General features: G+C 69.0%; 23 protein-coding genes. 14 read left to right on the top strand and 9 right to left on the bottom strand.

Annotated features, from left to right (window positions below):
- The first annotated feature begins 132 nt into the window (after positions 1 to 132).
- Complete coding sequence (locus HWX07_RS09480; RefSeq protein ID WP_175876115.1) at positions 133 to 1404, top strand: NAD(P)/FAD-dependent oxidoreductase; 1272 nt, start codon at positions 133 to 135, stop codon at positions 1402 to 1404.
- 31 nt (positions 1405 to 1435) lie between these two features.
- Here HWX07_RS09480 and HWX07_RS09475 read toward each other — a convergent pair whose 3' ends face one another.
- Together HWX07_RS09475 and HWX07_RS09470 are read right to left on the bottom strand one after the other, a co-directional pair.
- The gene (locus tag HWX07_RS09475; RefSeq protein WP_175876114.1) at positions 1436 to 2872 is read right to left on the bottom strand and encodes an efflux transporter outer membrane subunit; all 1437 of its coding nucleotides are present in this window, start codon (positions 2870 to 2872) and stop codon (positions 1436 to 1438) included.
- Entirely contained in the window at positions 2869 to 3897 is a 1029-nt protein-coding gene (locus HWX07_RS09470) for an HlyD family secretion protein (RefSeq protein WP_175876113.1), read from the bottom strand. Before HWX07_RS09470 ends, HWX07_RS09475 begins: the two co-directional genes overlap by 4 nt.
- Before the next feature lie 83 nt (positions 3898 to 3980).
- Between HWX07_RS09470 and HWX07_RS09465 the strand changes: the two genes are divergently transcribed.
- The gene (locus tag HWX07_RS09465) at positions 3981 to 5561 is read left to right on the top strand and encodes an MFS transporter (protein WP_175876112.1); all 1581 of its coding nucleotides are present in this window, start codon (positions 3981 to 3983) and stop codon (positions 5559 to 5561) included.
- A gap of 100 nt (positions 5562 to 5661) precedes the next feature.
- Here the strand turns inward: HWX07_RS09465 and HWX07_RS09460 are convergent, their stop codons facing one another.
- A complete protein-coding gene (locus HWX07_RS09460; RefSeq protein WP_244129963.1) occupies positions 5662 to 6483 on the bottom strand; it encodes an alpha/beta hydrolase in 822 nt (273 codons plus the stop codon).
- On the opposite strand from HWX07_RS09460, the gene HWX07_RS36940 reads away from it, so the two are divergent.
- From HWX07_RS36940 to HWX07_RS09435, 6 genes are all read left to right on the top strand, one after another.
- Positions 6464 to 6883 (top strand): hypothetical protein, encoded by a 420-nt coding sequence (locus HWX07_RS36940; RefSeq protein ID WP_244129962.1) that lies wholly within the window; start codon positions 6464 to 6466, stop codon positions 6881 to 6883. The genes HWX07_RS09460 and HWX07_RS36940 overlap by 20 nt on opposite strands.
- A gap of 126 nt (positions 6884 to 7009) precedes the next feature.
- Positions 7010 to 7441: a DUF3331 domain-containing protein gene (locus tag HWX07_RS09455; protein ID WP_175876110.1), complete on the top strand. Its 432-nt coding sequence runs from the start codon at positions 7010 to 7012 to the stop codon at positions 7439 to 7441.
- 64 nt (positions 7442 to 7505) lie between these two features.
- Positions 7506 to 8327 carry an alpha/beta hydrolase gene (locus HWX07_RS09450; protein ID WP_175876109.1) on the top strand — a complete coding sequence of 274 codons (822 nt, stop codon included), beginning with the start codon at positions 7506 to 7508 and terminating at the stop codon, positions 8325 to 8327.
- Positions 8328 to 8775: 448 nt separating this feature from the next.
- Positions 8776 to 10593: a winged helix-turn-helix domain-containing protein gene (locus HWX07_RS09445; protein WP_175876108.1), complete on the top strand. Its 1818-nt coding sequence runs from the start codon at positions 8776 to 8778 to the stop codon at positions 10591 to 10593.
- Between the two features lie 230 nt (positions 10594 to 10823).
- Positions 10824 to 11249 (top strand): DoxX family protein, encoded by a 426-nt coding sequence (locus HWX07_RS09440; protein WP_175876107.1) that lies wholly within the window; start codon positions 10824 to 10826, stop codon positions 11247 to 11249.
- A 111-nt stretch (positions 11250 to 11360) separates the two neighbouring features.
- On the top strand, positions 11361 to 12842 hold the full coding sequence (locus HWX07_RS09435) for a mechanosensitive ion channel family protein (protein WP_175876106.1): 1482 nt from the start codon (positions 11361 to 11363) through the stop codon (positions 12840 to 12842).
- A gap of 45 nt (positions 12843 to 12887) precedes the next feature.
- Here the strand turns inward: HWX07_RS09435 and HWX07_RS09430 are convergent, their stop codons facing one another.
- Positions 12888 to 13796, bottom strand: a complete 909-nt coding sequence (locus tag HWX07_RS09430) for a LysR family transcriptional regulator (protein WP_006481353.1) — start codon at positions 13794 to 13796, stop codon at positions 12888 to 12890.
- 120 nt (positions 13797 to 13916) lie between these two features.
- Between HWX07_RS09430 and HWX07_RS09425 the strand changes: the two genes are divergently transcribed.
- Positions 13917 to 14822, top strand: a complete 906-nt coding sequence (locus HWX07_RS09425; protein WP_175876105.1) for an AraC family transcriptional regulator — start codon at positions 13917 to 13919, stop codon at positions 14820 to 14822.
- 101 nt (positions 14823 to 14923) lie between these two features.
- Positions 14924 to 16087, top strand: a complete 1164-nt coding sequence (locus tag HWX07_RS09420) for an aldose epimerase family protein (protein ID WP_175876104.1) — start codon at positions 14924 to 14926, stop codon at positions 16085 to 16087.
- Positions 16088 to 16120: 33 nt separating this feature from the next.
- Here HWX07_RS09420 and HWX07_RS09415 read toward each other — a convergent pair whose 3' ends face one another.
- Together HWX07_RS09415 and HWX07_RS09410 are read right to left on the bottom strand one after the other, a co-directional pair.
- Positions 16121 to 16981 carry a PhzF family phenazine biosynthesis protein gene (locus HWX07_RS09415; protein ID WP_175876103.1) on the bottom strand — a complete coding sequence of 287 codons (861 nt, stop codon included), beginning with the start codon at positions 16979 to 16981 and terminating at the stop codon, positions 16121 to 16123.
- Between the two features lie 16 nt (positions 16982 to 16997).
- Positions 16998 to 17816 carry a TrmB family transcriptional regulator gene (locus HWX07_RS09410; RefSeq protein WP_175876102.1) on the bottom strand — a complete coding sequence of 273 codons (819 nt, stop codon included), beginning with the start codon at positions 17814 to 17816 and terminating at the stop codon, positions 16998 to 17000.
- Positions 17817 to 17950: 134 nt separating this feature from the next.
- Here HWX07_RS09410 and HWX07_RS09405 point away from each other — a divergent pair, with 134 nt between their 5' ends.
- Together HWX07_RS09405 and HWX07_RS09400 are read left to right on the top strand one after the other, a co-directional pair.
- Positions 17951 to 18316, top strand: coding sequence for a RidA family protein (locus HWX07_RS09405; protein WP_006481349.1), 366 nt, complete (start codon positions 17951 to 17953; stop codon positions 18314 to 18316).
- The gene (locus HWX07_RS09400; RefSeq protein WP_175876101.1) at positions 18313 to 19518 is read left to right on the top strand and encodes an MFS transporter; all 1206 of its coding nucleotides are present in this window, start codon (positions 18313 to 18315) and stop codon (positions 19516 to 19518) included. The genes HWX07_RS09405 and HWX07_RS09400 overlap by 4 nt, the downstream gene beginning before the upstream one ends.
- A 48-nt stretch (positions 19519 to 19566) precedes the next feature.
- Here the strand turns inward: HWX07_RS09400 and HWX07_RS09395 are convergent, their stop codons facing one another.
- Positions 19567 to 20538 carry an AraC family transcriptional regulator gene (locus HWX07_RS09395; RefSeq protein ID WP_175876100.1) on the bottom strand — a complete coding sequence of 324 codons (972 nt, stop codon included), beginning with the start codon at positions 20536 to 20538 and terminating at the stop codon, positions 19567 to 19569.
- A gap of 94 nt (positions 20539 to 20632) precedes the next feature.
- Between HWX07_RS09395 and HWX07_RS09390 the strand changes: the two genes are divergently transcribed.
- Positions 20633 to 21466: an oxidoreductase gene (locus tag HWX07_RS09390; RefSeq protein WP_175876099.1), complete on the top strand. Its 834-nt coding sequence runs from the start codon at positions 20633 to 20635 to the stop codon at positions 21464 to 21466.
- A 135-nt stretch (positions 21467 to 21601) separates the two neighbouring features.
- Complete coding sequence (locus HWX07_RS09385; RefSeq protein WP_124468777.1) at positions 21602 to 22438, top strand: alpha/beta hydrolase; 837 nt, start codon at positions 21602 to 21604, stop codon at positions 22436 to 22438.
- A 124-nt stretch (positions 22439 to 22562) separates the two neighbouring features.
- Here the strand turns inward: HWX07_RS09385 and HWX07_RS09380 are convergent, their stop codons facing one another.
- On the bottom strand, positions 22563 to 23270 hold the full coding sequence (locus tag HWX07_RS09380; RefSeq protein WP_175876098.1) for a DUF3142 domain-containing protein: 708 nt from the start codon (positions 23268 to 23270) through the stop codon (positions 22563 to 22565).
- Between the two features lie 7 nt (positions 23271 to 23277).
- Positions 23278 to 25446 carry a hypothetical protein gene (locus tag HWX07_RS09375; protein WP_175876097.1) on the bottom strand — a complete coding sequence of 723 codons (2169 nt, stop codon included), beginning with the start codon at positions 25444 to 25446 and terminating at the stop codon, positions 23278 to 23280.
- Positions 25447 to 25868 lie beyond the last annotated feature (422 nt).

The following is a 25868-nucleotide window of genomic DNA, read 5'->3' as shown; positions in this document are numbered from 1 at the left end:
CGGCCGGACCTTAATTGTCATGAAGCGACCCGCGCGGCGCGTACCGGCGGCGTACAGTCGCGAATGCGTCCGGCCGCGGCATCGCCGCACCGGCCGGACCGCATTCGACATCGACATCATCGGGAGGCGCTCATGGAGCAACCGCAACACGTGCGGATCGTCGGCCTGCCGCGCAGCAGGGACGCGTACGCGATCCGCGATTTCCTGCAGCGGCGCATGATCGCGTACGACTGGTGCGAGCTGACGTCCGACGCCGACTGCGCGCAGGTGCTCGGCATCGCGCCGCTGCGCGACATCCGGCTGCCGGTCGTGATCTTTCCGGACGGCTCGCGCCTGTACCAGCCGACCCTGACCGAGATCGCCGCGCGGCTCGGCTGGGTCGCGCGGCCGCGCTTCGTCGAATACGACGTGTCGATCTACGGCGCGGGGCCGGCCGGGCTGTCCGCGGCGGTCTACGCGGCGTCCGAAGGGTTGCGCGCGGTCGTGATCGAGCGCGGTGCGATCGGCGGGCAGGCCGGCACGAGTTCGCTGATCGAGAACTACATGGGCTTCCCCGACGGCATCCCGGGCGCGGAGCTCGCGGAGCGCGCCCGCGAGCAGGCGGTGAAGTTCGGCGTCGAACTGCTGACGATGCGCGAGGGCGTGCATGCGACGTTCGTCGACGGCAAGATCCGCGTCGAGCTCGCCGACGGGTCGATCCTGGTCGCCCGCGCGAACATCTGCGCGACCGGCATCGAATATCGCAGCCTCGGGCTGCCGGAGGAACCGGCGTTTCTCAACGCGGGGCTGTTCTACGGCGCCGGGTCGAGCGAAGCGCCGATGTGCGCGGGCGAGCAGGTGTTCATCGTCGGCGGCGGCAATTCGGCCGGCCAGGCCGCGATGAACTTCTCGCGGCATGCGCGCCAGGTGACGATGCTCGTGCGCGGCGCGTCGCTCGCCGACACGCTGTCGCGCTACCTGATCGACCGGATCGAGCGCACGCCGAACATCGAGGTCCGCTACCGGTCGAGCGTGGCCGCGCTGCACGGCGACGGCTGGCTCGACGCGATCGAGCTTCGCTCGGCGGACGGCACGCGCGAACGGCTGCCGGCCACGCGCCTGTTCGTGTGCATCGGCGGCGCGCCGAATACCGACTGGGCGAAGGACACCGACATCATTCGCAATCCGGACGGTTATCTCGTGACCGGCGGCGATCTGTACGATTGTCCGGCGTTCGAGCGCGTGTGGCCGCTCGAGCGCCGGCCGTACCATCTGGAAACCAGCGTGCCGGGATCGTTCGCGGCGGGCGACGTGCGATCGGGATCGGTCAAGCGCGTCGCGTCGGCGGTCGGCGAAGGCGCGATGGCCGTGACCTTCGTGCACCGGTTTCTCGGCGAGGATGCGCATCGGCTCGCAGGTGCGTGACGCGGACGCGTTCGCGGGCCGTTCGACGCATTCATCGCGCGTCGGCTTGCGTCGCGTCGCGCAACCCGCCCCGGCCGGCGCGCGCTGGCGGCGTCCACCCGCCGCCCAACGCGCGGACGAGGCTCACCGTCGCGACGGCCAGCGCCTGCCGGCTGTGAATCAGCTGGCGCCGCGCATTCAGCGCATCGCGATCGGCGTCGATCACTTCCAGGTAGCTGACGTACCCATGCGCGTAGCGGCTCAGCGACAGCCGCGCGGCGGCGTCGGTCGCGCGCGCCGCGTGGTCGTAGCGCACGATCCGCTCCTTGTGCGCGGCGATGTCGTTGAGCGCATCCTGCACGTCGCGCAACGCAGCGATCGCGGTCGCGCGATAGTTGGCGTCGGCGACGTCCGTGCCGGCCCGCGCGGCGGCCACCGCGGCATCGCGCTTGCCGCCGTCGAACAGCGTCAGCGCGACGTTCGCGCCGAGACTCCACAGCGAGCTGTTGCGGTCGAGAAACGAGCGCAGGTCGCGGGTGGCGAAACCGCCGTCGGCGGTCAGCGTCAGCGTCGGCAGCCATGCGGTGCGCGCGATGCCCAGTTCGAGCGACGCCGCATCGGCGCGCCGGGCCGCCGCGAATACGTCCGGGCGTTGGGCGAGCAGCGAAGACGGCAGCCCGGCCGGCACGTCCGGCACCTGCACGGGCACGGTGCCCGTGTCGACGTCGAACGCGGTCGGTGACACGCCGGTCAGCACCGCAATCGCGTCGACGAGGTTCTCGCGCAGCCGGCGGCTCTCCGCGAGATCGGCATGCGCGGTATCGAGATCGGCCGATGCGCGCAGCCCGTCGAGATCGCTGGCCGCGCCGGCCCGCACGCGCGCGGCGATCACGTCGAGCGCGGTGCGCCGCAGCCCGATCGCGCGTGTGAGCGTCACGAGATCGTCGTCGACGTAGCGCAGCGTCAGGTAGTCGACTGCCACTTCGGTCGCCACCCGCAGACGCACCGCATCGCGGTCGGCCGCCGCCTGCAGCACGTTCTGTTCGCCAATGTCGGCGTCGCCGCGCAGGCGCCCCCATAGATCGACTTCATAACTCGCGGCGACGGGAACCGACCAGTTGTGCATCGTGCGCTTCGGCAGCGCGTTGTCGACCGTGCCGGATACACGCGTGCGGCTGAACGACGGGTCGACGCGCACGGTCGGCGCCAGTGCCGCATCGCGCACGCCGAGCAGCGCCTGCGCCTGGTCGACGCGCGCGGCCGCCGCGCGGAGATCGAGGTTGTGCGCGAGCGCGGCATCGATCAGCACGCTGAGCTGCGGATCGCCGAACCAGGCGGGCCACGCAGCGAGCGACGGCGCACGCGCATCGGTCGCCGGATCGGCATGGCGGAACCCGTCGTGTCCGACCGGGACGGGCGCGAGCGGCTGTGGCGTAATCGAGCACGCGGCCAGCAGGCTCGCGGCGAGCAGGGCGAAGACGCGCGTCATCGCGATTCGCTGCCGGGTTGCAGCGTGACGACGACCGACAGCCCGGGCCGGATGCGCGGTTCCGTCGCGGCCGGGCCGTCGAGCAGGATCTTCACGGGCACGCGCTGCGTGACCTTCGTGAAATTGCCGGTCGCGTTGTCGGGCGGCAGCAGCGCGAACTGCCCGCCGGTCGCGGGCGACAGGCTGTCGATGCGGCCGCTGAACACGCGCTGCGGCAGCGCATCGAAGCGCAGTTGCACGGCGTCGCCGGCGCGCACGTGTCGCAACTGCGTCTCGCGGAAATTGGCGACGATCCACGGATGCGGCTCGACCAGCGTGAGCAGCGCCTGGCCGGGCGCGACATGCTCGCCGGTCTCGACGGTCTTCTTGCCGACGTAGCCGTCCGACGGCGCGACGACCGCCGTGTAGCCGAGTTGCAGCAGCGCGTCGCGCAACTCGGCGTCGTTCTGGCTCGACGCGGCATCGGCGGCCTGAGCGGCGGCGAGCGCGCTGCGCCGTTGCGCATCGGCCGCCGCGACGCGCGCGCGGGCGGACTTGCGTGCGGCATCGGCCGCATCGAACTCCTGCTTCGACAAGCCGCGCGGCGTCTCGCGGGTCAGTTCGCGTGCACGGGCGTAATCGAGTTCGGCCTTTTCGGCATCGGCGTGCGCCGACACGAGCGCCGCGTCCGCCTGCTCGATCAGCGCGCGTGCGCGGCTCGCATCGGCATGCGCCTGGGCGACGCGGGCGCGCTGCGCCGCGACGCGCACGTCGAAGTCGCGCCGATCGATCTGCACGAGCGCGTCGCCCGCGTGAACGAACTGGTTGTCGTCGACGAGCACACGCTCGACCGTGCCGGCGACGCGCGGCGAGATCACGTGCAGATGGCCGGTCACGTACGCGTCGTCGGTGCCGCGATCGCGTGCATCGAACTCGTACACGAGCAACGCGACGAGCAGCAGCGCGATCGCGGCGATCGCGACGATGGCCGGCCGTCGGGAACGCGCGGGCGCAGCGGGCGACGGTGCGGGAGAGGGTGGGGTCATGATCGGCAAACTCCGTCGTACGGGCAGGATTCGACGCACCGCGTTATGCTTGCGCCAGCTTGACAGGCGGGAGCCGCTCGACGATGAACACGACGTTCGCTACCGGCAGTGCCGTGCCGGCACCGGCCGCAGGCCCGGCCTCCGACATTCCGACGTTTCGGTCGATCGCCGCGATCGCCGCCGTGCTGCTCGGCGCCATCATCGCGACGCTCACGTCGCGCATCACGTCGCTCGGGCTGGCCGATGTGCGCGGCGCGCTCGGCGTCGGCTTCGACGAAGGCACGTGGATCAACACCGCGTTCACCGCGTCGCAGATGTTCGTCGGGCCGCTCGCGATCGCGGCGGCCTTCATGTTCGGCACGCGCCGCGTGCTGGTCGCGGGCGCCGTGGTGTTTCTCGGCGCGGAAAGCGTGCTGCCGCTGTGCACGCAATTCGGCGCGTTCATCGTATGCCAGGCGATCGCGGGGCTCGCGTCCGGCGTGTTCGTGCCGCTGACGGTCGGCTTCGTCGTGCGCACGCTGCGGCCGCGGCTGATTCCGTTCGGCATCGCCGCGTATGCGATGAATCTCGAGATGTCGCTGAACCTGTCGGCCACGCTCGAAGGCTGGTATAGCGAACACCTGAGCTGGCGCTGGCTGTTCTGGCAGAACGCGGCGCTGACCGTGCCGTTCATCGCGTGCCTGATGCTGTCGCTCGCCGACGAGCCGATCAAGCGCTTCGCGTCGGGCATCGATGCGCGCGGGATGCTGCTCGGCGCGGGCGGGTTCGCGTGCCTGTGCATCGCGCTCGACCAGGGCGAGCGGCTGTTCTGGCTGCAGTCGCCGCTGATCGTCGCGCTGCTGGCCGCCGGCATCCTGATGATCGCCGCCTTCCTGATTCACGAACTCGCGTCGCCGCGCGCCGGGCTGGATCTCGGCTACCTCGCACGGCCCAACATCGCGCTGCTGATCGTGCTCGTCGGCCTCGTGCGCTTCACCGTGCTCAACACGAGCTTCATCCCGTCGCTGTTCCTCGCCAGCACGTACGGCCTGCGGCCGTTGCAGATCGGCGACACGCTGCGCTGGATCGCGATCCCGCAACTGCTGCTCGCGCCGTGCGTCGCGCTGCTGCTGCAGCGGGTCGATCCGCGCCGGCTGATCGTCGCCGGCTTCGCGATGGTGGCGATCGCGTTCGCGCTCGGCTCGCGGCTCACGCCGGTGTGGGCCGAGCCCGACTTCATTCCGTCGCAGCTGCTGCAGGCGCTCGGTCAGACGATGGCGCTCACGTCGGTCATCTTCTTCTTCGGCAAGCACGTGACGGCCGAGCACGCGTTGACGTTCGGCGCGGTCGTGCAGGCGACGCGCCTGCTGAGCGGGCAGCTCGGCACGACGTCGATCGCGGTGATTCAGCGGATCAGGGAGGCTACCCATTCGAATCTCGTCGGTCTGCATGTGTCGCTGTCGGATCCCGAAACGCTCGAACGGCTGCGAGCCGGCGCGGCGTCGCTGGTCGCGCACGGCGCCACGTTCGCGACAGGCAACCAGGCGGCCTATGCGCTCGTCGATCGCGCGGTGCGCGTGCAGGCCACGACGCTCGCGCTGGCCGACAACTTCCGGGTGGCGATGGCGTTCGCGCTCGCCGGCGCGCTGCTCGGCATCCTGCTGCGCCCGGTGCGGGCGCCGTAAGTGTGGCACCGGGCGGTCTGAAATTTCCTGAAAAGTCCTGAACGGCGCGTCCGCCGCGTCCGTCGCGGCGGCATGCACGCCGTCGCGACGGACCGCGCGATTACGCCTGCAGGAACGCAAGCAGCTCGGCGTTGATGCGATCGGCGTTCACGACGCACATGCCGTGCGCGCCGCCTTCGATCACTTTCAGCACCGCGTGCTTGACGATCTTCGACGACAGCCGGGCCGAATCGTCGATCGGCACGATCTGGTCGTCGTCGCCGTGCAGCACGAGCGTCGGCACGTCGATCTTCTTCAGGTCCTCGGTGTAGTCGACTTCCGAGAACTCCTTCACGCACAGGTACTGGCCATGGATGCCGCCCATCATGCCCTGCGACCAGAATGCGTCGATCGTGCCCTGCGACACCTTCGCGTTCGGGCGGTTGAAGCCGAAGAACGGCACGGCGAGATCCTTGTAGAACTGCGAGCGGTTCTCCGCGACGTTCTTGCGGATGCCGTCGAACACCTCCATCGGCAAGCCGCCGGGATTGGTCGGCGACTTCACCATCTGCGGCGGCACCGCGCCGATCAGCACCGCCTTCGCCACGCGCTTCGTGCCATGGCGGCCGATGTAGCGCGCGACTTCGCCGCCACCGGTGGAGTGGCCGACGAGCGCGGCTTCGCGCACGTCGAGCGCGTCGAGCAGCGCGGCGAGATCGTCCGCATACGTGTTCATGTCGTTGCCGCGCGACGGCTGGCCCGAACGGCCGTGGCCGCGGCGGTCGTGCGCGATCACGCGATAGCCGTGCTGCACGAGGAACAGCATCTGTGCGTCCCACGCGTCCGCGCACAGCGGCCAGCCGTGCGAGAACACGACCGGGCGGCCGCTGCCCCAATCCTTGAAGTAGATCTGCGTGCCGTCCTTGGTGGTGATCGTGTTCATCGTGTGCGCTCCTGAGTGGGCCGAAGAGGGGCTGTGGGACGGCGTGCCGGCCGCGGCCGCCATGGCGGGCAGCGCGGCTGCGGCAACGGCCGTCGCGCCGGCGAGCAGCATGTCGCGGCGGCGCGCCGACGAAACGGCGTCGGTCTGTTCGGGATGCATCTGGACTCCTGAGGTATGCGGCGGCGAGGCCGCACGGGATGGTGGATCGGTGGCGGCTGGCCGCGGCCATCCCGCCCGGCAGCCGTCCGGCGTGCGCCGCCGCGCGTCGATGGTGGCGCGCGGACGAACGAATGCCGTCGGGAGCGTAATCCGGCGCGGTGTGCGTCGTACTGAAATCCGGCTGAATTCTCTTGAACGCCGCGACGCCTCCAGCGGATTTGCGGCACTGCAGAACAATTAAGCCCGCGACCGGGACTCTTCAGCGCACGGCGGTTATCGTCAGCATCGGGTCATCGGCACACGTCGCGCGCCACGCGAACAGGGCCGACCGGCCCGCGCCGCCCGTCACCTGCCTGGATAAGCCGCCATGGACGCCTTCAATCGCTGGGAGCACATGATCACGTCGCTCGGACCGCTATCTGCCACGGGCGTCCGGATGCCGCCGATGCCGCGCGCGCGAGAGACGGACGGCTCGCGTCGCCCGCATCGGGACGATGCGCCGGTGCCGTCGAGCGGCGACGTGCGCCGCCGCAGCGCGATCGTCGCCGTCGAGCGGCAGACCGATTCGTCGATGCTGGTGTCGTGGAGCGATCCGACGCGCTGCCGCTACGACGAACAACGCTGGATCAGCGCGAAGGCGCGCAGGCTGGCGCGCTGCGCGCTCACCGGGCAACCGATCCGGGTCGGCGACGCGATCTACAAACCCCAGTGGCGCGGCGAGAAACGCCCCGCGAACTGCCGCGAGATGGTGCTCGCGACGGCGCTCGAGCAGTTCGTCGCCCGGCAGTCCCGGGCGTGACGCGCCGCGCCGCACGCTTTGGCCGCGTCCGTGGGCGCGGCTTCCCTACTCGAAAGGAACCTTCATGAGCACGTTCACCACCCGCGACGGCGTGTCGATCCACTACAAGGACTGGGGCAGCGGCCACCCGGTCGTGTTCATTCACGGCTGGCCGCTGAACGCCGACATGTGGGACGTGCAGATGCATCATCTGGCGTCGCACGGCCTGCGCGGCATCGCGTACGACCGGCGCGGCTTCGGGCGCTCCGGCCAACCGTGGAGCGGCTACGACTACGACACGCTGGCCGACGATCTCGCGACGCTGCTCGAGACGCTCGACCTGCATGACGTGACGCTCGTCGGCTTTTCGATGGGCGGCGGCGAGGTGGCCCGCTACATCGGCCGGCACGGCACGCGCCGCATCGCGAAGGCGGTCCTGATCGGCTCCGTGACGCCGCTCGTCGCGCGCCGCGACGATCATCCGGAAGGCGTGGACGTCGCGGTATTCGACGGCATTCGCGCGGGCATCGTCGCCGATCGCGCGGCGTTTTTCGACGGCTTCTGGCCGCTCTTTACCGGTTCGAACCGCGGCGGCTCGACGGTGTCGCGCGCGGCGCTCGGCTGGACCTCGGTGATGGCGCTGCAGGGCGGGCTGAAGGGCACGCTCGAGTGCGTTCGCGCGTTTTCCGAAACCGATTTCCGCGCCGACCTGCAACGGTTCGACGTGCCGACGCGCGTGATTCACGGCGACGACGACCAGACGGCTCCGCTCGCGCTGACGGGCGCCGCGACCGCGAAACTCGTGCCGGATGCGACGCTGAGCGTCTATGAAGGCGGCCCGCATGCGCTGTACCTGACCCATGCGGCCAGGCTGAACGACGAATTGCTGGCGTTCGTGCAGGGCTGAGCTCCGCGACGCCGGCCGGTGGCGGCGCGGGGCACGCGCCGCCTGTTTCGCGTGACGAATCGGGTCGGAAGCGCACACAAATGAGCCGACGGATATTCGGCCGACGTAATAGAGCGCCCGAAAATAAACCGGCCGTTCGAATCGAAAAGAAAATGCGCCACATTTCTCCGCTCGAAAAACGTTTCGTCCGATATATCGAAATCGCATTCATGGACGCATGCACGATTTGCACATGAAACGTGCGTGACCTCGCCGTATTTCGGTGCTTGGGCGGTACTCGGGCCCAAAGCAGCGCCGCATGGCGGAATTTTTCGTCATTTCAAAAAATTCGAGCCGTTCATTCTGATAATTTGAATCATTCGACCATGCAAATACCGTAGCATTGATGCCGAACCGGCACACCCGATTTCAGTGGGACGCCGTTGAATGTCACCCTCAAGAAATTCTCATGATCCGGATTGGAACACTTCACGTTTTTCTCGACAGACGTGAAATTCGTTCGAACGGCAAGCTGCTGCGCATCGGCAGCCGCGCATTCGAAATTCTCGAGTTGTTGATTCGGGCGAACGGTGCGCTGGTATCGAAAGACGACATCATGCAGCGGGTATGGCCGCACACCGTGGTGGAGGAAAACAACCTGCAGGTGCACATAGCGTCGCTGCGCAAGGCGCTGGCCGGCGACCGCAACCTGATCGTGACGGTGCCGGGCCGCGGCTATCGGCTGGTCGCCGGGCAGGACGACGGCGACGCGCCCGTGCGTCCCGCGACGTGGCGGCCGTCCGCGGCGCCGAGCACGCTGTTCGGCCGCGAACAGACGGTCGCCGACGTGCTGGCCGCCCTGCAGGGCGCGCGCGTCGTGACGCTGGTCGGCGCGGGCGGCATCGGCAAGACGCGCGTCGCGATCGAAGCGGCGGCGCGCGCCGACGCACGCTTTCCGGAAGGCACCGTATTCGTTTCGCTCGCGACCGTCGCGTGTCCGCGCTTCGTGCCGGACGCGCTGGCCGGCGCGTTCGGCATCACGCAGCCGACCGGATCGCTGACCCTCGAAGCGGTGCTCGCCAGCGTCGCGCGTCGCCGGATGCTGCTCGTGCTCGACAATTGCGAGCACCTGCTCGACGCCGCCGCGCAGATCGCGAGCGCGCTCACCGATGCGAACGACGGGCTGTGCGTGCTCGCGACGAGCCGCGAATCGCTGCGCATCCACGGCGAGCGCGTGTGCCCGGTGCCGCCGCTCGACGTCCCCGACGAAGGGGCTGGCGATCGCGAGGCGATGAATGCCAGCGCGGTGCAGTTGTTCGCGGCGCGGGCCCGTGCGGCCGATCCGCGTTTTCCGCTCGACGCGCGCAGCCTGGCGTTGATGGCGTCGGTCTGCCGTCGCCTCGACGGCCTGCCGCTCGCGATCGAGCTGGCGGCGGCCCGCGCCGCCGTGCTGGGCATCGACGTGCTGGCCGCCCATCTCGACGATCACTTTCGGCTGCTGACCGGCGGTTTTCGCACCGCGTTGCCGCGTCACCAGACGCTGCAGGCGATGTACGACTGGAGCTACCGGTTGCTCGGGGACGCCGAGCGCCTGCTGCTGCGATGGCTCGGCGTGTTTCGCGACGGCTTCTCGATCGAGGCCGTGCGCGAGGTCGTCGGCGCCAACGGGCCGGCCGGCGCCGATCTGCTCGATACGATCGCCGGCCTCGTGTCGAAATCGCTGGTGATCCTCGAGACCGCGCACGGCGTGCCGCGCTACCGGCTGCTGACGACCACCCGGGCCTACGCGCAACAGCAACTCGACAGTCACGGCGAGGGCGCGGCCGCGGCGCGCGCGCACGCGACCTACTTCCTCGCGTTGTTCCGGCGCGCGGCCCACGATGGCGACGCGCCGGGCAGCGGGCCGGGCAGTGGGCCGGATGGCGCGACCCGGCTCGATGCGGTCCGGCGCGAACTCGGCAATCTGCGTGCCGCGCTCGACTGGGCATTTTCGGCGCAGGGCGACGCGGCGCTCGGCATCGCGCTCGCGGCCGTCGCGGTGCCGTGCCTGTTCGATCTGTCGCTCGTCGACGAATGTCGCGAGCGCGCCCGCGTCGCGCTCGATGCGATGCGCGACGCGAATGCAACCGGGGTGTCCGACGATGCGCGCGTGCGGGTGCTGGCCGCGTATGCGGCGGCGCTCGCGCATACCGCGGGGTCGACGCGGATCGTGCACGATGCATGGTCGGAGGTGCACGCACTCGGATTCGATGCGGCCGAGGCCGAACTGCCGTCGCGCGAGTCGTGACGCCGGGTTCGTGCGCGTCCCCCCTGTTTCAGAACGATTCAGCCCGGATACAGGACGGCGGCAGGCGGCGCGCGTAGATTGCCTGAACGGAGCGCGCCGGCACCTCGTCGGCACGCATGCGCGCCGACCGCGTGCGCCCGCCGACATCGCGCGACCCCGCTGAACGCCGGCGCGGCGAAACGCCCGGCGCGCGCGTCGCCGCGCATCCCGCTCAACCGACGACCCGCCGCATGAAACCTGATCAACCCGACCTTTCCCGTCACGCGACCGATCTCGGCCTGCTGTTTCTGCGCGTCGCCGCCAGCGTGCTGTTGCTCGTGGTGCACGGCTTGCCGAAGGTCGTGCATTACACGGCCGAAGCCGCGGCCATCGAAGATCCGTTCCATCTCGGCCGCACGCTGTCGATCCTGTTCGCGATCTTCGCGGAGGTCGTGTGCCCGGTCTTCATGATCGTCGGTCTGTACCCGAGGCTGGCGGCGCTTCCGGTGATGATCGTCACGCTCGTCGCGCTGGTGTTCGTCCACCCCGACTGGCCGCTGCGCGACGCGCAGTTCGCGTGGATGCTGCTGATCCTGTTCGGCACGATCGCGATCGCGGGCGCCGGCCGCTACGTATTGCCGCTGCCGTTGCCGGGCGTCATGCGCCGGCGCGCCTAGCCGCGGCCAGCGCGTCGGCGGCCCGCACGCCATGTGCCCGACGATTCCGTCCGCGCGGCGACGTACGTGCTGCCGCGCCCATCCATTCACGCGCCGCGCGTGCGTTCCGACATGTTGAATTTCTCCGATACGGCGCTCTACGGCGCACCGATCGTGCTGGCCGATCTCGCCGCGTGGCGGCTGTTCGGGCGCGATCGCGCCGTGGCGCGCGCCATCCGGCGCTGTGCGGCGTTCGCCGTGTTGACCGCGGTGCTGTTCGCGACCGGCGTGAGCCCGCTCGCCGTGCCCGCGTCGCTCGGCGGGCTCGACCGGATCGTGGTCCAGGCCGTCTGCATCGCGTGGTGGCTCCAGTGCGCGATCGTGTTCAGCCTGCTGCTCAACCATCTGCTGCTGCCGCATGCGTGGCGCAACCAGCGGCTGTTTCACGACCTCGCGGAAGGCATCGTGTTCGGCGCGGCCGCGGTGGCCGCGCTCGGCTACGTGCTCGGCCTGCCGTTGAGCGGCCTGGTCGCGACCTCCGGCGCCGTGGCGGTGATACTCGGCCTCGCGCTCCAGAACACGCTGAACGACGTGTTCTCCGGGCTCGTGCTGAATACCACGCAACCGTTCCGGCTCGACGATACGGTCTCGATCGGCGAGCTCGAAGGGCGCATCGTCGAGAGCAACTGGCGTGCGACGAAGCTGATCGACAGCCTCGGCAACCTGGTCGTCGTGCCGAACAGCACCGCGGCGCGCGCGACGATCGTGAATCTCAGCGAACCTCCGGGCCTGCACGGCGTGACGCTCGCGCTCGACCTCGATCCCGCGGTGCGGCCGGCGGTGGCCGTCGGTGCGCTGGAGCGGGCCGCGGCGAGTTCGCTCGACGTGCTCGCGCGCCCCGCGCCGATCGCGGTCGTGAAGGCGTTCCGCGCGAATGCGATCCAGTACGAACTCGTCTGCTACGTCGACGCGCTGCAGAAGAAAATCACCGTGCGCAACGCGCTCTACGATCTCGCGCATCGGCATCTGGCCGCGGCGGGCGTCGCGTGGCGGCCGCTCGGGGTGCCTGCGCCGGCGTCCGCATCGACATCGCAAGGGCAGCCGGTATCGCGTCGGCTACTGCTGTTGCGCGCGGTCGAATTGTTCGCGCGCGTGGACGACGACGATCTGGCGGTGCTGGCCGATGCGCTGGTCGCGCGTTCGTTCGGCAAGGGTGACGTGATCTATGCGTCGAATGCGGAATCGCGCGTGCTGACGATCGTCGAATCGGGCGTCGCGGCGGTGTTCGTGCCGGGCGCGTCCGGCGACGTCGAAGTCCGGCGGATGGCGCCGGGCGATGCGATCGGTCAGTCGGTCGTGCTCGCCGGCACGCGGCTTCATGCGACCGTTCACGCGGTGACCGCGATGACCGTGCATCAGCTTCGCAGCGAGGATCTGTCGGCACTGATCGCGAGGAAGCCGGCGCTCGGCAGGCTGATGTGCGAGTCGCTCACCGACCATATCGCGACCGAGGAACGGGTGATGATTCCTCCGGTCGAGAAAGCGCACGCGGGGTTCAGCCTGATCGGCTGGCTCGAGAAGGAAATGAAGCGGCTGCACGATTCGCTCGGCTGACGCCGTGCCGGATCGCGAAGGGGCGCCGGGCCGCGAACGCGCGCGTCAGTCCGGCGTCGTGAAACGATCGACGAGATCGGGCTGGTCGAGTTGCTCGACCCACCAGTGCAGCGCGCGGCCCGCCTCGTCGCCGCGCCACGCGAGATAGCAGTGCGTGGTATCGCGCATGCCGGTCACCTGGCGCGCGACGAGCTTGCCGTCGGCGATCGCGCGCGCCGCGATGCATTCGGGCAGCGTGCCGACCGCGAGCCCTTCGCATTGCGCTTCCAGCTTCGCGGCCAGCGTCGGTACAGCGAGATACGGCTGGCCCGCATCGATCGCCACCGACTGCGGCTGGAGTTCGCGCGACGTATCGCTGATCACCGCGCCGCGATACTGGACGACCGACGCCATCGCCAGCGGTTCGGGCAGCGCCGCGAGCGGATGGGACGGCGCGACCGCGAACACGTGTTTCAGCGAGCCGATCGGCCGTGCGACGATGCCCGGCAATTCCGGCGGTTCGCCCGCCGCGCCGACGACGAGATCCGCCCGCCGCGAAATCAGCGCATCCCACGCGCCGCCGAGCACTTCGGTCGACAGCCGCAACCGCGTGTCCATCCCGAGCGCGTAGAACCGGTGGACGTACGGCCACAGCGCGTCGAACGGCAGGATTTCGTCGATACAGACGCGCACTTCCGTTTCCCAGCCCTGTTGCGCGCGCAGCGCCTTCATTTCGAGCTGCTCGGCCGCGCGCAGCAGGCGCCGGCCTTCCTCGACGACGATGCGGCCCGCATGCGTGAGCTTCGCGCGCCGTCCGCTGCGGTCGAACAGCGCCACGCCGAGATCGCTTTCGAGTTTCTGCACCAGGTAGGTGAGCGCGGACGGGACACGATGCAGCAGTTCCGCGGCTTCGGCAAAGGTGCCGGTGCGGTCGATCGCGTCCAGGGCTTCGAGCGCTTCGAATGACAGCTTCATCGCGAATTCCGGTAGGGGGTGGCTGGCGCATCATACCAGTGCGGGGTGCGGCGCGAGCAGCGTGCGTCGCCGCGATTTGCTAGAGTGACAAGCCTCGCATTCATCTTCCCGCCTCGCCCCATGAGCGCCCCTCAGCCGGACACCGCATCGTCCGATTTCATCCCGGCCGACGTCAGGCAGACCGTCGTCACGCAAGCGTTGCCGAACGGGCAGATCGGTATCGTCCGGCTCAAGAGCTTGCGCAGGAACATGGGGCTGACCGCGCCCTATGAACTCGAGAATACGGATCTGATCGTGCTGCAGTTGCACCCGTTCGGCGAGCAGGATCTGTGGCTCGACGGCCGCCCCGCACCGTTCGTTCCGTATGACGCGGGGACCGTGTCGATCTACGATCTCGACCGTCGCTGGGTGGCCGATCTCCAGGGCGCGTTCGATTGCCTGCATTTCCATCTGCCGCGCCACACGCTCGAGGAAACGGTCGACGACCTCGGCGGCCGGCAGCGGCCGCAGCTTTATCTGCCGCCGCATCTGAGCACCCACGATTCGGTCATCCATGCGCTCGGACACGCGTTGCTGCCCGCGCTGGCCCGGCCCGCTGAAGCGTCGCAGATCTTCATCGATCACGTGGGGCTGGCGTTTCAGGCGCACGTCGCGCATCGTTACGGCGGCGTCGGCGAACGGCGGGAAAGATCGGACGGCAAGCTCACGCCGTCGCAGGCGCGCCGCGCGAAGGATTTGCTGCTCGCGCACCTCGACGGCAATATCGGCCTGGCCGACGTGGCGAGCGCGTGCGGGCTGTCTCGCGGCCATTTCGTCAAGGCGTTTCATCGAACGACCGGGCTGCCGCCGCATCGCTGGCTCATCGTGCAGCGCGTCGAACGGGCGAAGGAATGGATGCGCGACCCGAACATGCCGTTGAGCATGATCGCCGTTGCGTGCGGCTTCGCCGATCAGAGCCATTTCTCGCGCACCTTCACGCGCTTGACCGGCGTCACGCCTCGCCGGTGGCGCGCGGACCATACGTGATCGTCGCGACGCGGATGCGGGGCGCGGCATGACAACCGCGGCGACGTGCAGGCATGCAACTTGCGCGGCCGCACGGGCCGCACTACTTTGGAGAGATTTCCATGAAACGACGCTGGCCGCGACAACCGATGCTCGCGATAGGTGTGTTCGCAACGTTCGCGCTGCACGCAGCCGTTGCATCGGCGGCGCCCGAAGTCTCGATCAGCCGCGCCGATTACGGGACGACCGCGACCGGGCAGGCGGTGAGCCAGTACACGCTCGCGAACCCGCGCGGCGTGAGGCTGAAAGTCATCACGTACGGCGGCATCGTGACCGCGCTCGACGTGCCTGATCGCACCGGCCACGCGGCCGACATCGTGCTCGGCTTCGATTCGCTGCGCGACTACGAGGCGCACAACGGCAACATCCATTTCGGCGCGCTGATCGGCCGGTATGCGAACCGCATCGCGGGCGGACGCTTCACGCTCGACGGCAAGACGTGGAAGCTGCCGGTCAACGACGGGCCGAACACGCTGCACGGCGGCCCCGACAGTTTCGACGCGAAGGTCTGGACGGTCACCGGCACGCACAGCGACGCGACCGGTTCGAGCGTCACGCTGCGCTACGTGAGCCCCGACGGCGAGAACGGCTTCCCCGGCACGTTGACGACGGACGTGACCTACACGCTGACCCGCGACAACCAGATCCGCATCGACTATCGCGCCACGACGGACAAGGACACGGTCGTCAACCTGACCAACCACAGCTACTTCAATCTGGCCGGGCAGGCGGGCGGCAGCGTCGAGCGGCAACTGATCGAGATCGCCGCATCGCGTTTCACGCCGACCGACGATACGTCGATTCCGACCGGGCAACTGGCGAGCGTCGCGGGCACGCCGATGGACCTGCGCCAGCTGACGCCGATCGGCGCGCATTTGCGCGATGCGTATCCGCAGCTCGCGATCGCGCATGGCTACGACCAGAACTGGGTGCTCGACCAGGGCGGCCAATCGGCCCCCGCGTTTGCCGCGCGCGCTTACGACCCGGCGTCCGGGCGTTTCCTCGAGCTGTACACCACGCAGCCGGGGCTGCAGTTCTATACGGCCAACGGGTTGAACGGCAGCGTCGCGGGCAAGGGCGGCACGGTCTACCGGCAAACCGATGCGTTCGCGCTGGAAGCCGAGCATTTTCCCGATTCGCCGAATCATCCGGCCTTCCCGTCGACGGCGCTCAAGCCGGGCGAGACGCTGCACGAAGTGACGGTGTGGCGGGTGGGCGCGCGATAAACGGCGGCGGCGGCGTCGGCGGGCGCGCGTCGGTCACACGTTGATCACGCCGCGCCCGAGTTCGATCACGCGCCCGCCGACGCCGATTTCACCCGCCGCATCGACCGACAAGTGCAGCAGGCAGGGCCGGCCGACGGCTTCGCCTTGCTCGACCCGAAACGCGGCCGGCAGATCGTGACTGGCGGCAAGCAGCCAGCCGCCCAGGTTCGCACAGGCCGAACCGGTGCCCGGATCTTCCGACACGCCACCGCCTTGCTTCACGAAGAAGTAGCGGGACACGACCGTCCCCGGGCGCGCATCGTCGAACGCGAATACGTACGCGGTCCTGCGGCCGAGGCTGCTTGGCGGCCAGATGTCGACGCGCGCGCCGTCGGGCCGCGCGCGCCGCACGGCGGCCGGGTCCTTGAGCGCGACCAGCAACTGGTCGGCACCGGTATTGACCCACAGCGGCGGCGCGAGCAGATCGTCCTCGGTGAGCCCGAGCAGCGCCGCGACCTGCGCATCGGGCAACGCGCACGGCGCGGTGTTCGGCATGCCGGCGTGCGGCGCGACGAAGGTCCACACGTCGTCGCGCGCGGTGACGTCGACGACGCCGCCCTTGAATTCGAGCGAGAGCGCATCGCCTGCCTTGAGCAGATCGCGTACGACGTGCGCGGTGCCGAGCGTCGGGTGGCCCGCGAAAGCCATCTCGTAGCCCGGCGTGAAGATCCGCACGCGTGCATGTGCTCGGTCGGACGGCAGCACGAAGGTCGTCTCGGACAGGTTGAACTGCACGGCCAGCGCCTGCATGGTCGCGTCGTCCATGCCGCGCGCATCGTCGAACACGCACAGCGGGTTGCCGCCGAACGTCGCTTCGGCGAAGACGTTCAGCAGGCGGAAGGTGTATTGGGTCATCGATATCTCGTCGGGATCAGCCCTGCTTGTCGAGCGGTGCGAGCATCGCCTGCATGTCGGGATGCTTCAGCACTTTCCGGTATTCCGCCGGACCCATCGCGTCGATCAGTACGCGGCCGCTCACGTCGGCCTTGATGTACTCGACCGCGAGCAGCGCGATGACCGGATTGGTCGTCAGCGTCGCCTGGTCGGGCGACTGATCGCCGAATTCCGCGACCATTGCCTCGGTGTCGTCCGCGACCGCGACGGCCAGCCGCCGTCCGGAGAGCCGAAGCCTCGCGCTGGCGCCGCATTTGGCCATGTCGTAGTGACGCGGCCCGTCGAGCGTGCGCGTGCCGTAGATCGCCACGTGCGTATCGACGCCGCGCGCCGCGGCCGCTTCGAGCAGCGGCCCGAGATCGTCGATCTCTTCGTCCCAGACGCCCGCGAAGATTTTCGTTTTTGCCTGGTCGATCACGCGCGCGAAGGCGCTGACGATCGCCTCCCGCCCGCTCAACGACCAGACCAGCCCCGGCTCTTGCCGCACCGGCAGCCGGTCGAGCGCGCCCGCCGCCAGCTCGAGATCCGCGTTGAAGCGCGTGCGCAATTCTTCCAGCAGCGAGCGGTGCGGCACGGCGGCATAGCGGACCGGTTCGGAGCGGTTGACGAGCACCGCGCCGCGCGCCTCCAGACGGCCGAGCGTCTCGTAGACCTTCGATGGCGGCATGCCGGCGCGCCGGCCGACTTCCGCCCCCGTCAGCGCGGCTTGGCCGACGAGCGCCGCGTACGCCTGCGCCTCGTATTGCGTGAAGCCAAGCCGGATCAGGGACGTGATCAGTTCCGCGTTTTCGTTCATGTGGATGGATTCGGATGGCCGTGATCAGCATCACGGCGGTGCTTGATTAACTACCGGAGTAGTATAGAATCGATCTCACTTACTACCGAAGTAGTAAGTGAGATTTCCAAACCTTGCCAAGGAGGATCATCAAGATGCGTCAACGGATCAGTACCGGCTCCCCGTGGGAGCCGAAGGTGGGCTATTCGCGTGCCGTGGTCGTCGACAACACGATCTACGTGTCGGGGACGGCGGGCAAAGGCGACGACGTGTATGCGCAGACGCGCGATGCGTTGGCGACGCTCGGCAAGGTCCTCGCGGACAGCGGATTCGCGCTGTCGGATGTCGTCCAGAGCCGGCTGGTGGTCGCCGACTTCGACCATTGGGAAGACGCGGCGCGTGCGCACGGCGAGATATACGGCGAGATCCGGCCGGCGTTCTCGCTGGTCCATGCGTTGCCGTTCGTCGATCCGGAGATTCGGGTCGAGGTCGAGGCGATCGCGGTCCGGACCGTCGCATGACGGTCGCCGGCCCGCACGCGTATCTGTCCCGCACGGCGATCGCGATGCTTGCGCTCGCGGCGGGCGTCGCGATCGCCAACGGCTATGCGCTGCAGCCGTCGCTGTCGGCCATTGCCGGCGATTTCGGCGTGTCGGCCGCGCGGATGGCGACCCTCACGTCCGTGACGATGCTCGGCTATCTGGCCGGCCTGGCGCTGCTGGTGCCGCTGGTCGACCGGGTTGGTCCACGCACGCTCGTTTCGGCGCAAATGGGCGTGCTCGCGGCGTTGCTCGCGTGCGCGTCGCTGTCGGCGACGCCGTTCGCGCTCGACGGCTGCTTCCTGTTGGTGGGCGCGGCCACGACGGTCGCGGCGCAATGCAGCGCGTTGGTCGGCAAGCATGCGGATCCGCATCGGCGCGGCGGAGCAATGGGAGTGGTTTCCGCGGGCATTTCCGCCGGCATCCTGCTGAGCCGCTTCGTCGGCGGCGCGTTGTCGCAATGGTGCGGATGGCGGGGCGCGCTGCTCGCCTTGGCCGGCTGCGTGGCGTTGGCGGCCGTCGGCAGTGGCGTGCTGTTGCCCGGCGGTCGCCCCGAAGGGCGTTCCGGCCACGCAGCCGCGATCGGCGCGATTGCACGGCTATTGCGCGACAGCGCCGCATTGAGGCGCCGGACCTGCGCCGGCATGCTGTGGTTCTTCGCGTTCAATCTGGTCTGGGTGGGGCTGGCGATTCGTCTGGCCGCGCCGCCGTACAGCATGGGGGCGGCCGAGATCGGCGCATACAGTCTCGCCGGCGTGCTCGGCCTCGGCGTGACACGCGTGGCGGGCAAGCTCACGGATCGCTTCGGTGATCGTATGGTGATCGGCGGCGGCCTCGCCGTGGCTGCGCTGTCCACGCTGCTGCTTGGTGTCGCGCTCGGTCATCCGGGCTGGCTGGGCGTCGGGCTGGCGTGGTTCGATGCCGGTTGTTTCGCCGCCCAGGTCGCGAACCAGGCGCGGGTCGTGGCGATTCAGCCCGCGCGGGCCGGTGCGTTGAACGCCGCGTACCTGACGCTGTACTACGCAGCCGGCGCGGGCGGCGCCGTGGCGGCAGGCATGCTCGTCGAACGGCTCGGGTGGGGCGCGATGATGCTCGTCGCGGCGGGTGCGGTGACGGTGGCCGGGTGGGTCGGGGCCGCACGCGTGAGCGTGGATGCCGCGGGCGAAGCGACGTCCGCCGGTTGAGCGCGTGCGGGACCGGCGACGGTCATCGGCCGGAGGTTCCCGCACACCTCAATGCGACGACACGAACACCGCATCGTCGAATGCCTGCGGAATCGCGAAGCTCGCGCGCATGCGCTGCGTTTCCTTCGCCGGCGTCAAGCCGAACAGGCGCTTGAATTCCCGGCTGAACTGCGACGCGCTCGTATAGCCGACCGCGTAGCCGGCCGCTTCCGCCGTCAGGTCCTCACGCACCATCAACAGCCGCGCCTGATGCAGGCGTGTCGACTTCAGGTACTGCATCGGCGATACCTGCGTGATCGCCTTGAAGTGACTGTGAAAGCTCGGCACGCTCATGCCGGCTTCATCGGCCAGTTGCGACACGTCGAGCGGCCGTGCGTAATCGGTGTGGATCACGCGTAACGAGCGCCCGATCCGGCCGAATTGCCCGCGCATCGCCAGTGCGCTGCGCATCGCGTTGCCTTGCGCGCCGGTCAGCACGCGGAAATACAGCTCGCGAAGCAGCGCCGGGCCGAGCACCGCGGCGTCGAGCGGCCGCTGCATCGCCTCGACGAAACGCAGCACCGACGCGTGCATCGCCTGATCCATCGGCGTCGACATCATGCTCTTCGGCGCCTGCGCGGTTTCCGCGAGGCCGGCTCGGTCGATCTGCGCGGCGAGTTCGGCGGCCAGCGTGAAATCGAGGTGCAGGTACAGCGCGAGCAGCGGGCGCTCGGGCGTGGCGTCGGTTTCCATGCTGAACGGCACGGGCACGGAGACCGCCAGGTAATGGTGCTCGTCGTACAAATAGCGCTCGCCGCCGAAGTACCCGCGCTTCGATCCCTGACACACGATCACGATGCCCGGGTCGTACAGCACCGGCGTGCGCGACAGCGCGCGGTTCGAGCGCAGGATGCGCACGCTCGGCAGCGCGGTCAGGTTGTAGCCCTCGTCGGGCGCCAGCGTGCGCAGCAGCGTCACCAGGCGCTTCCGGTCGCGCGGCGAAGGCGCCGGAGGTCGGGCGGAGACGGGTACGGTGCTCATAGTTTTGTGCAAGAAAATCAGCGGAATCGGGCTTATTCGGCTCAGATCGTCAGACTAGTATGCACGCTTCAATCGACATTCGGGAGAGGCTCACATGGCATCCGGCAACATCATGCTCATTACCGGCGTCAGCAGCGGGTTCGGCCGCGCGCTCGCCGAGGAAGCGCTGGCCGCCGGTCACACGGTGGTCGGCACGGTGCGCAGCGCGCAGGCGGCGCGCGAGTTCGAAGCGCTGTCCCCGCAGGCGGCCGTCGCGCGCGTGCTCGACGTGACCGACTTCGAGCGCATCGACGGCGTCGTCGCGGACATCGAGGCGAACGTCGGGCCCGTCGACGTGCTGGTGAACAACGCGGGTTACGGGCACGAAGGGATCATGGAGGAGGCGCCGCTCGACGAGATGCGCCGGCAGTTCGACGTGAACGTGTTCGGCGCGGTCGCGATGATGAAGGCCGTCGTGCCGTTCATGCGCGAACGCCGGCGCGGCCGCATCCTGAACATCACGTCGATGGGCGGGCACATCACGATGCCGGGCATCGCGTACTACTGCGGCAGCAAGTTCGCGCTGGAGGGCATTTCGGAGACGCTCGGCAAGGAGCTCGAGCCGTTCGGCATCGCGGTGACGGCCGTCGCGCCGGGGTCGTTCCGCACCGACTGGGCCGGCCGCTCGATGGCGCGCACGCCGCGCTCGATCGCCGACTACGACGCGTTGTTCGACCCGATCCGCCGCGCGCGGGAGGAGAAAAGCGGCAAGCAGCCGGGCGACCCCGCGAAGGCCGCGCGGGCGATGCTCGCCGTGATCGCGGCGGACCATCCGCCCGCGCATCTGCTGCTCGGCAGCGACGCGCTGCGGCTCGTGCGGAACAAGCTGGCGGCGCTGGACGACGAAATCCGCGCGTGGGAAGCCGTGACGGTGTCGACGGACGGCTGACGCGCGCGGCGTCGTTCGTTTCCTGCCGGTGGATGATCGGCCATCGCATTGCACGATGGCGTCGTGGTTTCACAATAAAGCCGATAATGGCAGCGGCCCGTTCGCCACGTTCATCCACCTCACAGGAGTACCGCGATGCCATACGTCACCACGAAGGACAACGTCGAGATTTTCTACAAGGATTGGGGTCCGAAAGACGCGCAGCCCATCGTGTTCCACCACGGCTGGCCGCTGTCCAGCGACGACTGGGATGCGCAACTGCTGTTCTTCGTCCAGCACGGCTATCGCGTGGTCGCGCACGACCGCCGCGGCCATGGCCGTTCGGCGCAGGTCTGGGACGGCCACGACATGGATCATTACGCCGCCGACGCGTTCGCGGTGGTCGAAGCGCTCGACCTGCGCAATGCGGTGCATATCGGGCACTCGACCGGCGGCGGCGAAGTGGCGCGCTACGTCGCGAAGCACGGCGAGCCGGCCGGCCGCGTCGCGAAGGCCGTGCTGGTCAGCGCGGTGCCGCCGCTGATGCTGAAAACCGATTCGAACCCCGAAGGCCTGCCGCTCGAGGTGTTCGACGGCTTCCGCAAGGCGCTCGCCGACAATCGCGCGCAGTTCTTCCTCGACGTGCCGAGCGGCCCGTTCTACGGGTTCAATCGCGAAGGCGCGACCGTGCACCAGGGCGTGATCCGCAACTGGTGGCGGCAGGGGATGGAAGGCAGCGCGAAGGCGCATTACGACGGCATCAAGGCGTTTTCGGAAACGGATCAGACCGAGGACCTGAAGTCGATCTCCGTCCCGACGCTCGTGCTGCATGGCGAAGACGACCAGATCGTGCCGATCGCGGATGCCGCGCTGAAGTCGATCAAGCTGCTGAAGAACGGCACGCTGAAAACGTACCCGGGCTATTCGCACGGGATGCTGACGGTCAATGCCGACGTGCTCAACGCCGACCTGCTCGCGTTCGTGCGGGGCTGACGGTGGCGGCGCGGCCCGCTGCGGCGGGCCGCGCCATGATCGAAGGCCGGCGAACCGGCAGTGCCGCTGGCCGCGGCTGCCGGTTCGGCTTCGCCGTGTTGTCGTCCGCTTTGCCCGTCAACCGTCAACCGTTGCGCAGGAACACGACATAACCGCGGAACCACGGATTCGACGCGAGATACGGCGGCGCGTCCCACTCGCCGCCCTGGATCACGCCGATGCGAAACGGCAGTTGCAGCCGCGCGACGCGCGGCAGGTACGCCGCATAGTCGGGGATCGTGCGGCGCCCCTGGTAGGTCTGCACGACCACCTCGTCGACGATGCCCTTGAGCTGGTTGACCTGGTCGGTATCGATGCGGCTGCTCCAGTCGAGCAGCCCCGTGATGCTGAGCCGGCAATCGACGGGCAAGGTTTCGCGCAGCGTGCGCAGGAATCCGAGGTAATCCTGGAGGTGGCGCGTGCCCGCATCGAAATCGATCTGGATGCCGGCGATCGTGCGGCCCGACGCACGCCAGCGCGCGAGCTGCGCGAGCATGATCTGCGTGACGCGCGGCGTCCAGCGCAGCGTATGCGCACGATAGACGAGCCACACGCGCGCACCGGGCGCGGGCGGCAGCGCGACGCCCTGCGCGATCACGCGCACCTGCGACTCGTCCCGCGGCGACGCTTCGATCTGCCCTTGCAGCACGTAGACGATGCGCGCGCCGTGCACGACCGCCTGCGGCTTCACGCCGGCCCATAGCCAGAATGCGTCGTACCGCGCGGCGTCGACGGTGCCGCCCAGCGCGACGCGCGCGGCCAGCAGCAGCGCGACGCACGCGATGCGCTTCATATGGCGCTTACCAGTAGTAGCGAAGCTTCTGCGCCCACGGGCTGCCCGGATAGGCGGTCTTCAGCGTGTCGAACCAGCGCTTGCGCGTGCTCTTCGGCACCTCCTTGCCGCCGCATTCGTTGGAGCCGCCCGGCGCGTAGCACTTGATCGCGCGATAGAACGCGTATGCGCGATCGTTCGGGTTCGCCTGCGTATCGGCCATCACCGTCACGTAGCTCGACATCCGTTCGTACGGCTTGCCCGCGAACTGCGACGGCGCCGCGCCTAGCGTCGGCGGCACGCGCGTGGCGGCCGTGCTCGACGCGTTGCGGACCCACGGCGGCACCGGATCGGTTTCGAGGCCGTACGCGGGCGGATGAAGGCGCACGAAATCGGCGAGGCAGTTCAGCCCTTTCGGATCGGCGGGATTCTGCTGCAGCGTCGCGGCGATGTCGCGCGCCGACAGGCACGTGTAGCCGTCTTCGTTTTTCGCGGCGGCTGCGACGAACGGCTTCAACGGATCGGCGGGCGCGCCGGGCACCAGCGCGGTATCGGCGATGAAATCCGCGTAGTGCGAACGCGTGAGCTCCTTGTAGAGCAGCGTGTACAGCGCGGTGTCGCGCAGCGCGTTGCTCGTCGCCTGATTCTGCGCCTGCGCGCGCAGCAGGTTGGCGTCGGCCGCGCGCTGCAGCAGCACCGCGCGGATCGCGACGTTGCGCACGAGCGAATCGTCGGCGAACGCGTCGTTGACGAGCCCGGCCTGCTCCAGGTTGATCGCGAGCGCGAGTTCCAGCATTTCGCGCTGGAACCGGAACGTCGCGAGCGGGATCAGGTCGCGCCACAGCTGGCGGGCCTTGTCGTTCTGGCCGCTGTCCTCCAGCGCGAACCCGCGCAGCGCCTGCTGGCTCAGCCCGAAGTAGTCGAGCGGCGCGGCGGGCGTTTGCGGCAGCAGGTCGAGCGCGGCGTCCGGCTTGTGCCCGATCTGCACGTACCAGGTCGCGAGCAGGTAGTCGTACAGCGCGGGCGCGTTCGCGAAGCGCGGCTTCTGCGCCTGCAGCTCGTCGAGCGTCATCGGCTTGCGGCTCGCGTCGCTGCTGTCGGACGCGCGCATGCGCAGCAGGTCGACGGTGGCGAGCACGGTCGGAGACTGGATCTGGCTGGCGTCGAATTCGGAGCCGAACAGCAGCTTGCTGTCGAGTTCGTTCGCCAGTTGCATCAGCGGCACGTTCGACGTCGCCGGCGACCAGCGGGCGAGCGCATGGCCGTACAGGTCGGCCTGCTGCGTGACGTTCCCGCCGAGCCAAGCGACCCGTCGCAGCAGCCCGCTCGCGGACACCGCATAGCGTCCCTTCGGATACACCTTCAGGTAGGTCCGGAACACCGTGTTCGCCGCGTCGAGCGACACTTTCGTCACGCGTGCGCGCGTCGGCGTCGGGCTGTCGTTGTCGAATACGTTGGCCTGCGCGGCGTTCAACTGCGCGCGGCCGGCCATGTAGAGGCCGGTTTCCTTCAGCCACGGGTCCGCGCTGTGCGAGGCGTTCGCGAACGCGCGGGTCGCGGTGAGGAAGTCGGCGCGGTAGAACGCGTTCGTGCCGTCGAGGTACGCGGCGAACTGCTGGCCGAGCGGCGACTTGACCGGCGGTTTCGTCCACGCGGCGCTCGCGCCGCCCGCGGCACAGGTCTTCTGCGCGATGTCGGCGCGCGCCGCGCGCAGGCGCGCGGCTTCGTCGGCGGGCAGGCTGCCGGCGCCGACCAGCGCGTCGTTGAACGCGTCGGCGCCCGCGCTCATGCTGCGGCAGATGCTGCCTTCGCCGTCGGCATACCGGTTCGACGACGCATCGGCATCCGCCGTGCCGCCGCTCTTGTCGGGCTCCTTCTGGCCGATGTAGATCCATCCGGAGAAATCCATCGGGAACGGCACGACGATCTGGTTGATCCGGTCTTTCGCCGGGATGGTCTTCGGGTCCGGAAACACCTGCGCGACCTTGGCGCTGTCGACCATCATCAGCATCGCGTTGATGCGCGTGTCGTTGGCGGGCGTCAGCATCGGCACGTTGCCGCACGAGTAGGAGGTCTGCCGGAGCGTGTTCGGCACGTAGCAGCCGTCGTCTCCGCTGGCGTGGGCGGCGGGCGTCCAGAGCAGGCTGGCCGCCAGCGCGGCGAACAGGGTTCGGTTCAGCGTCGGGTTTCTTCGCATTTTTCTTGTGCCGGGTAGGGGGCCGCGACGGCCGGTTCTCTCAGGGGGTGTTTTGCCCCGGCGCGTATCGTACCTCACGGGGCGTGACGGCCGGCGGTGCGCAGGGCGCCAGCCGCGCCGCGGGCCGGCCGCCGTGAAACGGAAATCCACTCAGTGTGGACGCAACGCCACCTTGAATCCGGATCGCTTGAATTAAGATGCAGCCGGCAGCGGCGGACGTCCGACGATGGACGATCTGACGGGGGCCGCACTGCACGGCGGGGGAGGTCTGCCGAAAGCGGCGTTCGCATCGATCCGCGCGACGGAATCGATCGTGAGAGGGAGGCGAACGGATGCCGTTTTCCATGCCTGTTCAGTAGCATTGCTTAACAATTTTAAGGGCGACACGATACGCCGTGTCGGCCAACGGCAGACGAGCGTGC

It is taken from the genome of Burkholderia sp. BCC0097, assembly GCF_902832985.1.
In the GTDB taxonomy this organism is placed as follows: Bacteria; Pseudomonadota; Gammaproteobacteria; order Burkholderiales; family Burkholderiaceae; genus Burkholderia; species Burkholderia orbicola.
Note: the sequence above shows the minus strand (reverse complement) of the source record. Positions and strands in the feature narration are given on the sequence as shown.

What these genes read in the sequence shown, in the direction of transcription:
- HWX07_RS09480 (WP_175876115.1), top strand. Translation starts at nt 133, where the DNA reads ATGGAGCAACCGCAACACGTGCGGATCGTCGGCCTGCCGCGCAGCAGG.
- HWX07_RS09475 (WP_175876114.1), bottom strand. Translation starts at nt 2,872, where the DNA reads ATGACGCGCGTCTTCGCCCTGCTCGCCGCGAGCCTGCTGGCCGCGTGC.
- HWX07_RS09470 (WP_175876113.1), bottom strand. Translation starts at nt 3,897, where the DNA reads ATGACCCCACCCTCTCCCGCACCGTCGCCCGCTGCGCCCGCGCGTTCC.
- HWX07_RS09465 (WP_175876112.1), top strand. Translation starts at nt 3,981, where the DNA reads ATGAACACGACGTTCGCTACCGGCAGTGCCGTGCCGGCACCGGCCGCA.
- HWX07_RS09460 (WP_244129963.1), bottom strand. Translation starts at nt 6,483, where the DNA reads ATGAACACGATCACCACCAAGGACGGCACGCAGATCTACTTCAAGGAT.
- HWX07_RS09455 (WP_175876110.1), top strand. Translation starts at nt 7,010, where the DNA reads ATGGACGCCTTCAATCGCTGGGAGCACATGATCACGTCGCTCGGACCG.
- HWX07_RS09450 (WP_175876109.1), top strand. Translation starts at nt 7,506, where the DNA reads ATGAGCACGTTCACCACCCGCGACGGCGTGTCGATCCACTACAAGGAC.
- HWX07_RS09445 (WP_175876108.1), top strand. Translation starts at nt 8,776, where the DNA reads ATGATCCGGATTGGAACACTTCACGTTTTTCTCGACAGACGTGAAATT.
- HWX07_RS09440 (WP_175876107.1), top strand. Translation starts at nt 10,824, where the DNA reads ATGAAACCTGATCAACCCGACCTTTCCCGTCACGCGACCGATCTCGGC.
- HWX07_RS09435 (WP_175876106.1), top strand. Translation starts at nt 11,361, where the DNA reads ATGTTGAATTTCTCCGATACGGCGCTCTACGGCGCACCGATCGTGCTG.
- HWX07_RS09430 (WP_006481353.1), bottom strand. Translation starts at nt 13,796, where the DNA reads ATGAAGCTGTCATTCGAAGCGCTCGAAGCCCTGGACGCGATCGACCGC.
- HWX07_RS09425 (WP_175876105.1), top strand. Translation starts at nt 13,917, where the DNA reads ATGAGCGCCCCTCAGCCGGACACCGCATCGTCCGATTTCATCCCGGCC.
- HWX07_RS09420 (WP_175876104.1), top strand. Translation starts at nt 14,924, where the DNA reads ATGAAACGACGCTGGCCGCGACAACCGATGCTCGCGATAGGTGTGTTC.
- HWX07_RS09415 (WP_175876103.1), bottom strand. Translation starts at nt 16,981, where the DNA reads ATGACCCAATACACCTTCCGCCTGCTGAACGTCTTCGCCGAAGCGACG.
- HWX07_RS09410 (WP_175876102.1), bottom strand. Translation starts at nt 17,816, where the DNA reads ATGAACGAAAACGCGGAACTGATCACGTCCCTGATCCGGCTTGGCTTC.
- HWX07_RS09405 (WP_006481349.1), top strand. Translation starts at nt 17,951, where the DNA reads ATGCGTCAACGGATCAGTACCGGCTCCCCGTGGGAGCCGAAGGTGGGC.
- HWX07_RS09400 (WP_175876101.1), top strand. Translation starts at nt 18,313, where the DNA reads ATGACGGTCGCCGGCCCGCACGCGTATCTGTCCCGCACGGCGATCGCG.
- HWX07_RS09395 (WP_175876100.1), bottom strand. Translation starts at nt 20,538, where the DNA reads ATGAGCACCGTACCCGTCTCCGCCCGACCTCCGGCGCCTTCGCCGCGC.
- HWX07_RS09390 (WP_175876099.1), top strand. Translation starts at nt 20,633, where the DNA reads ATGGCATCCGGCAACATCATGCTCATTACCGGCGTCAGCAGCGGGTTC.
- HWX07_RS09385 (WP_124468777.1), top strand. Translation starts at nt 21,602, where the DNA reads ATGCCATACGTCACCACGAAGGACAACGTCGAGATTTTCTACAAGGAT.
- HWX07_RS09380 (WP_175876098.1), bottom strand. Translation starts at nt 23,270, where the DNA reads ATGAAGCGCATCGCGTGCGTCGCGCTGCTGCTGGCCGCGCGCGTCGCG.
- HWX07_RS09375 (WP_175876097.1), bottom strand. Translation starts at nt 25,446, where the DNA reads ATGCGAAGAAACCCGACGCTGAACCGAACCCTGTTCGCCGCGCTGGCG.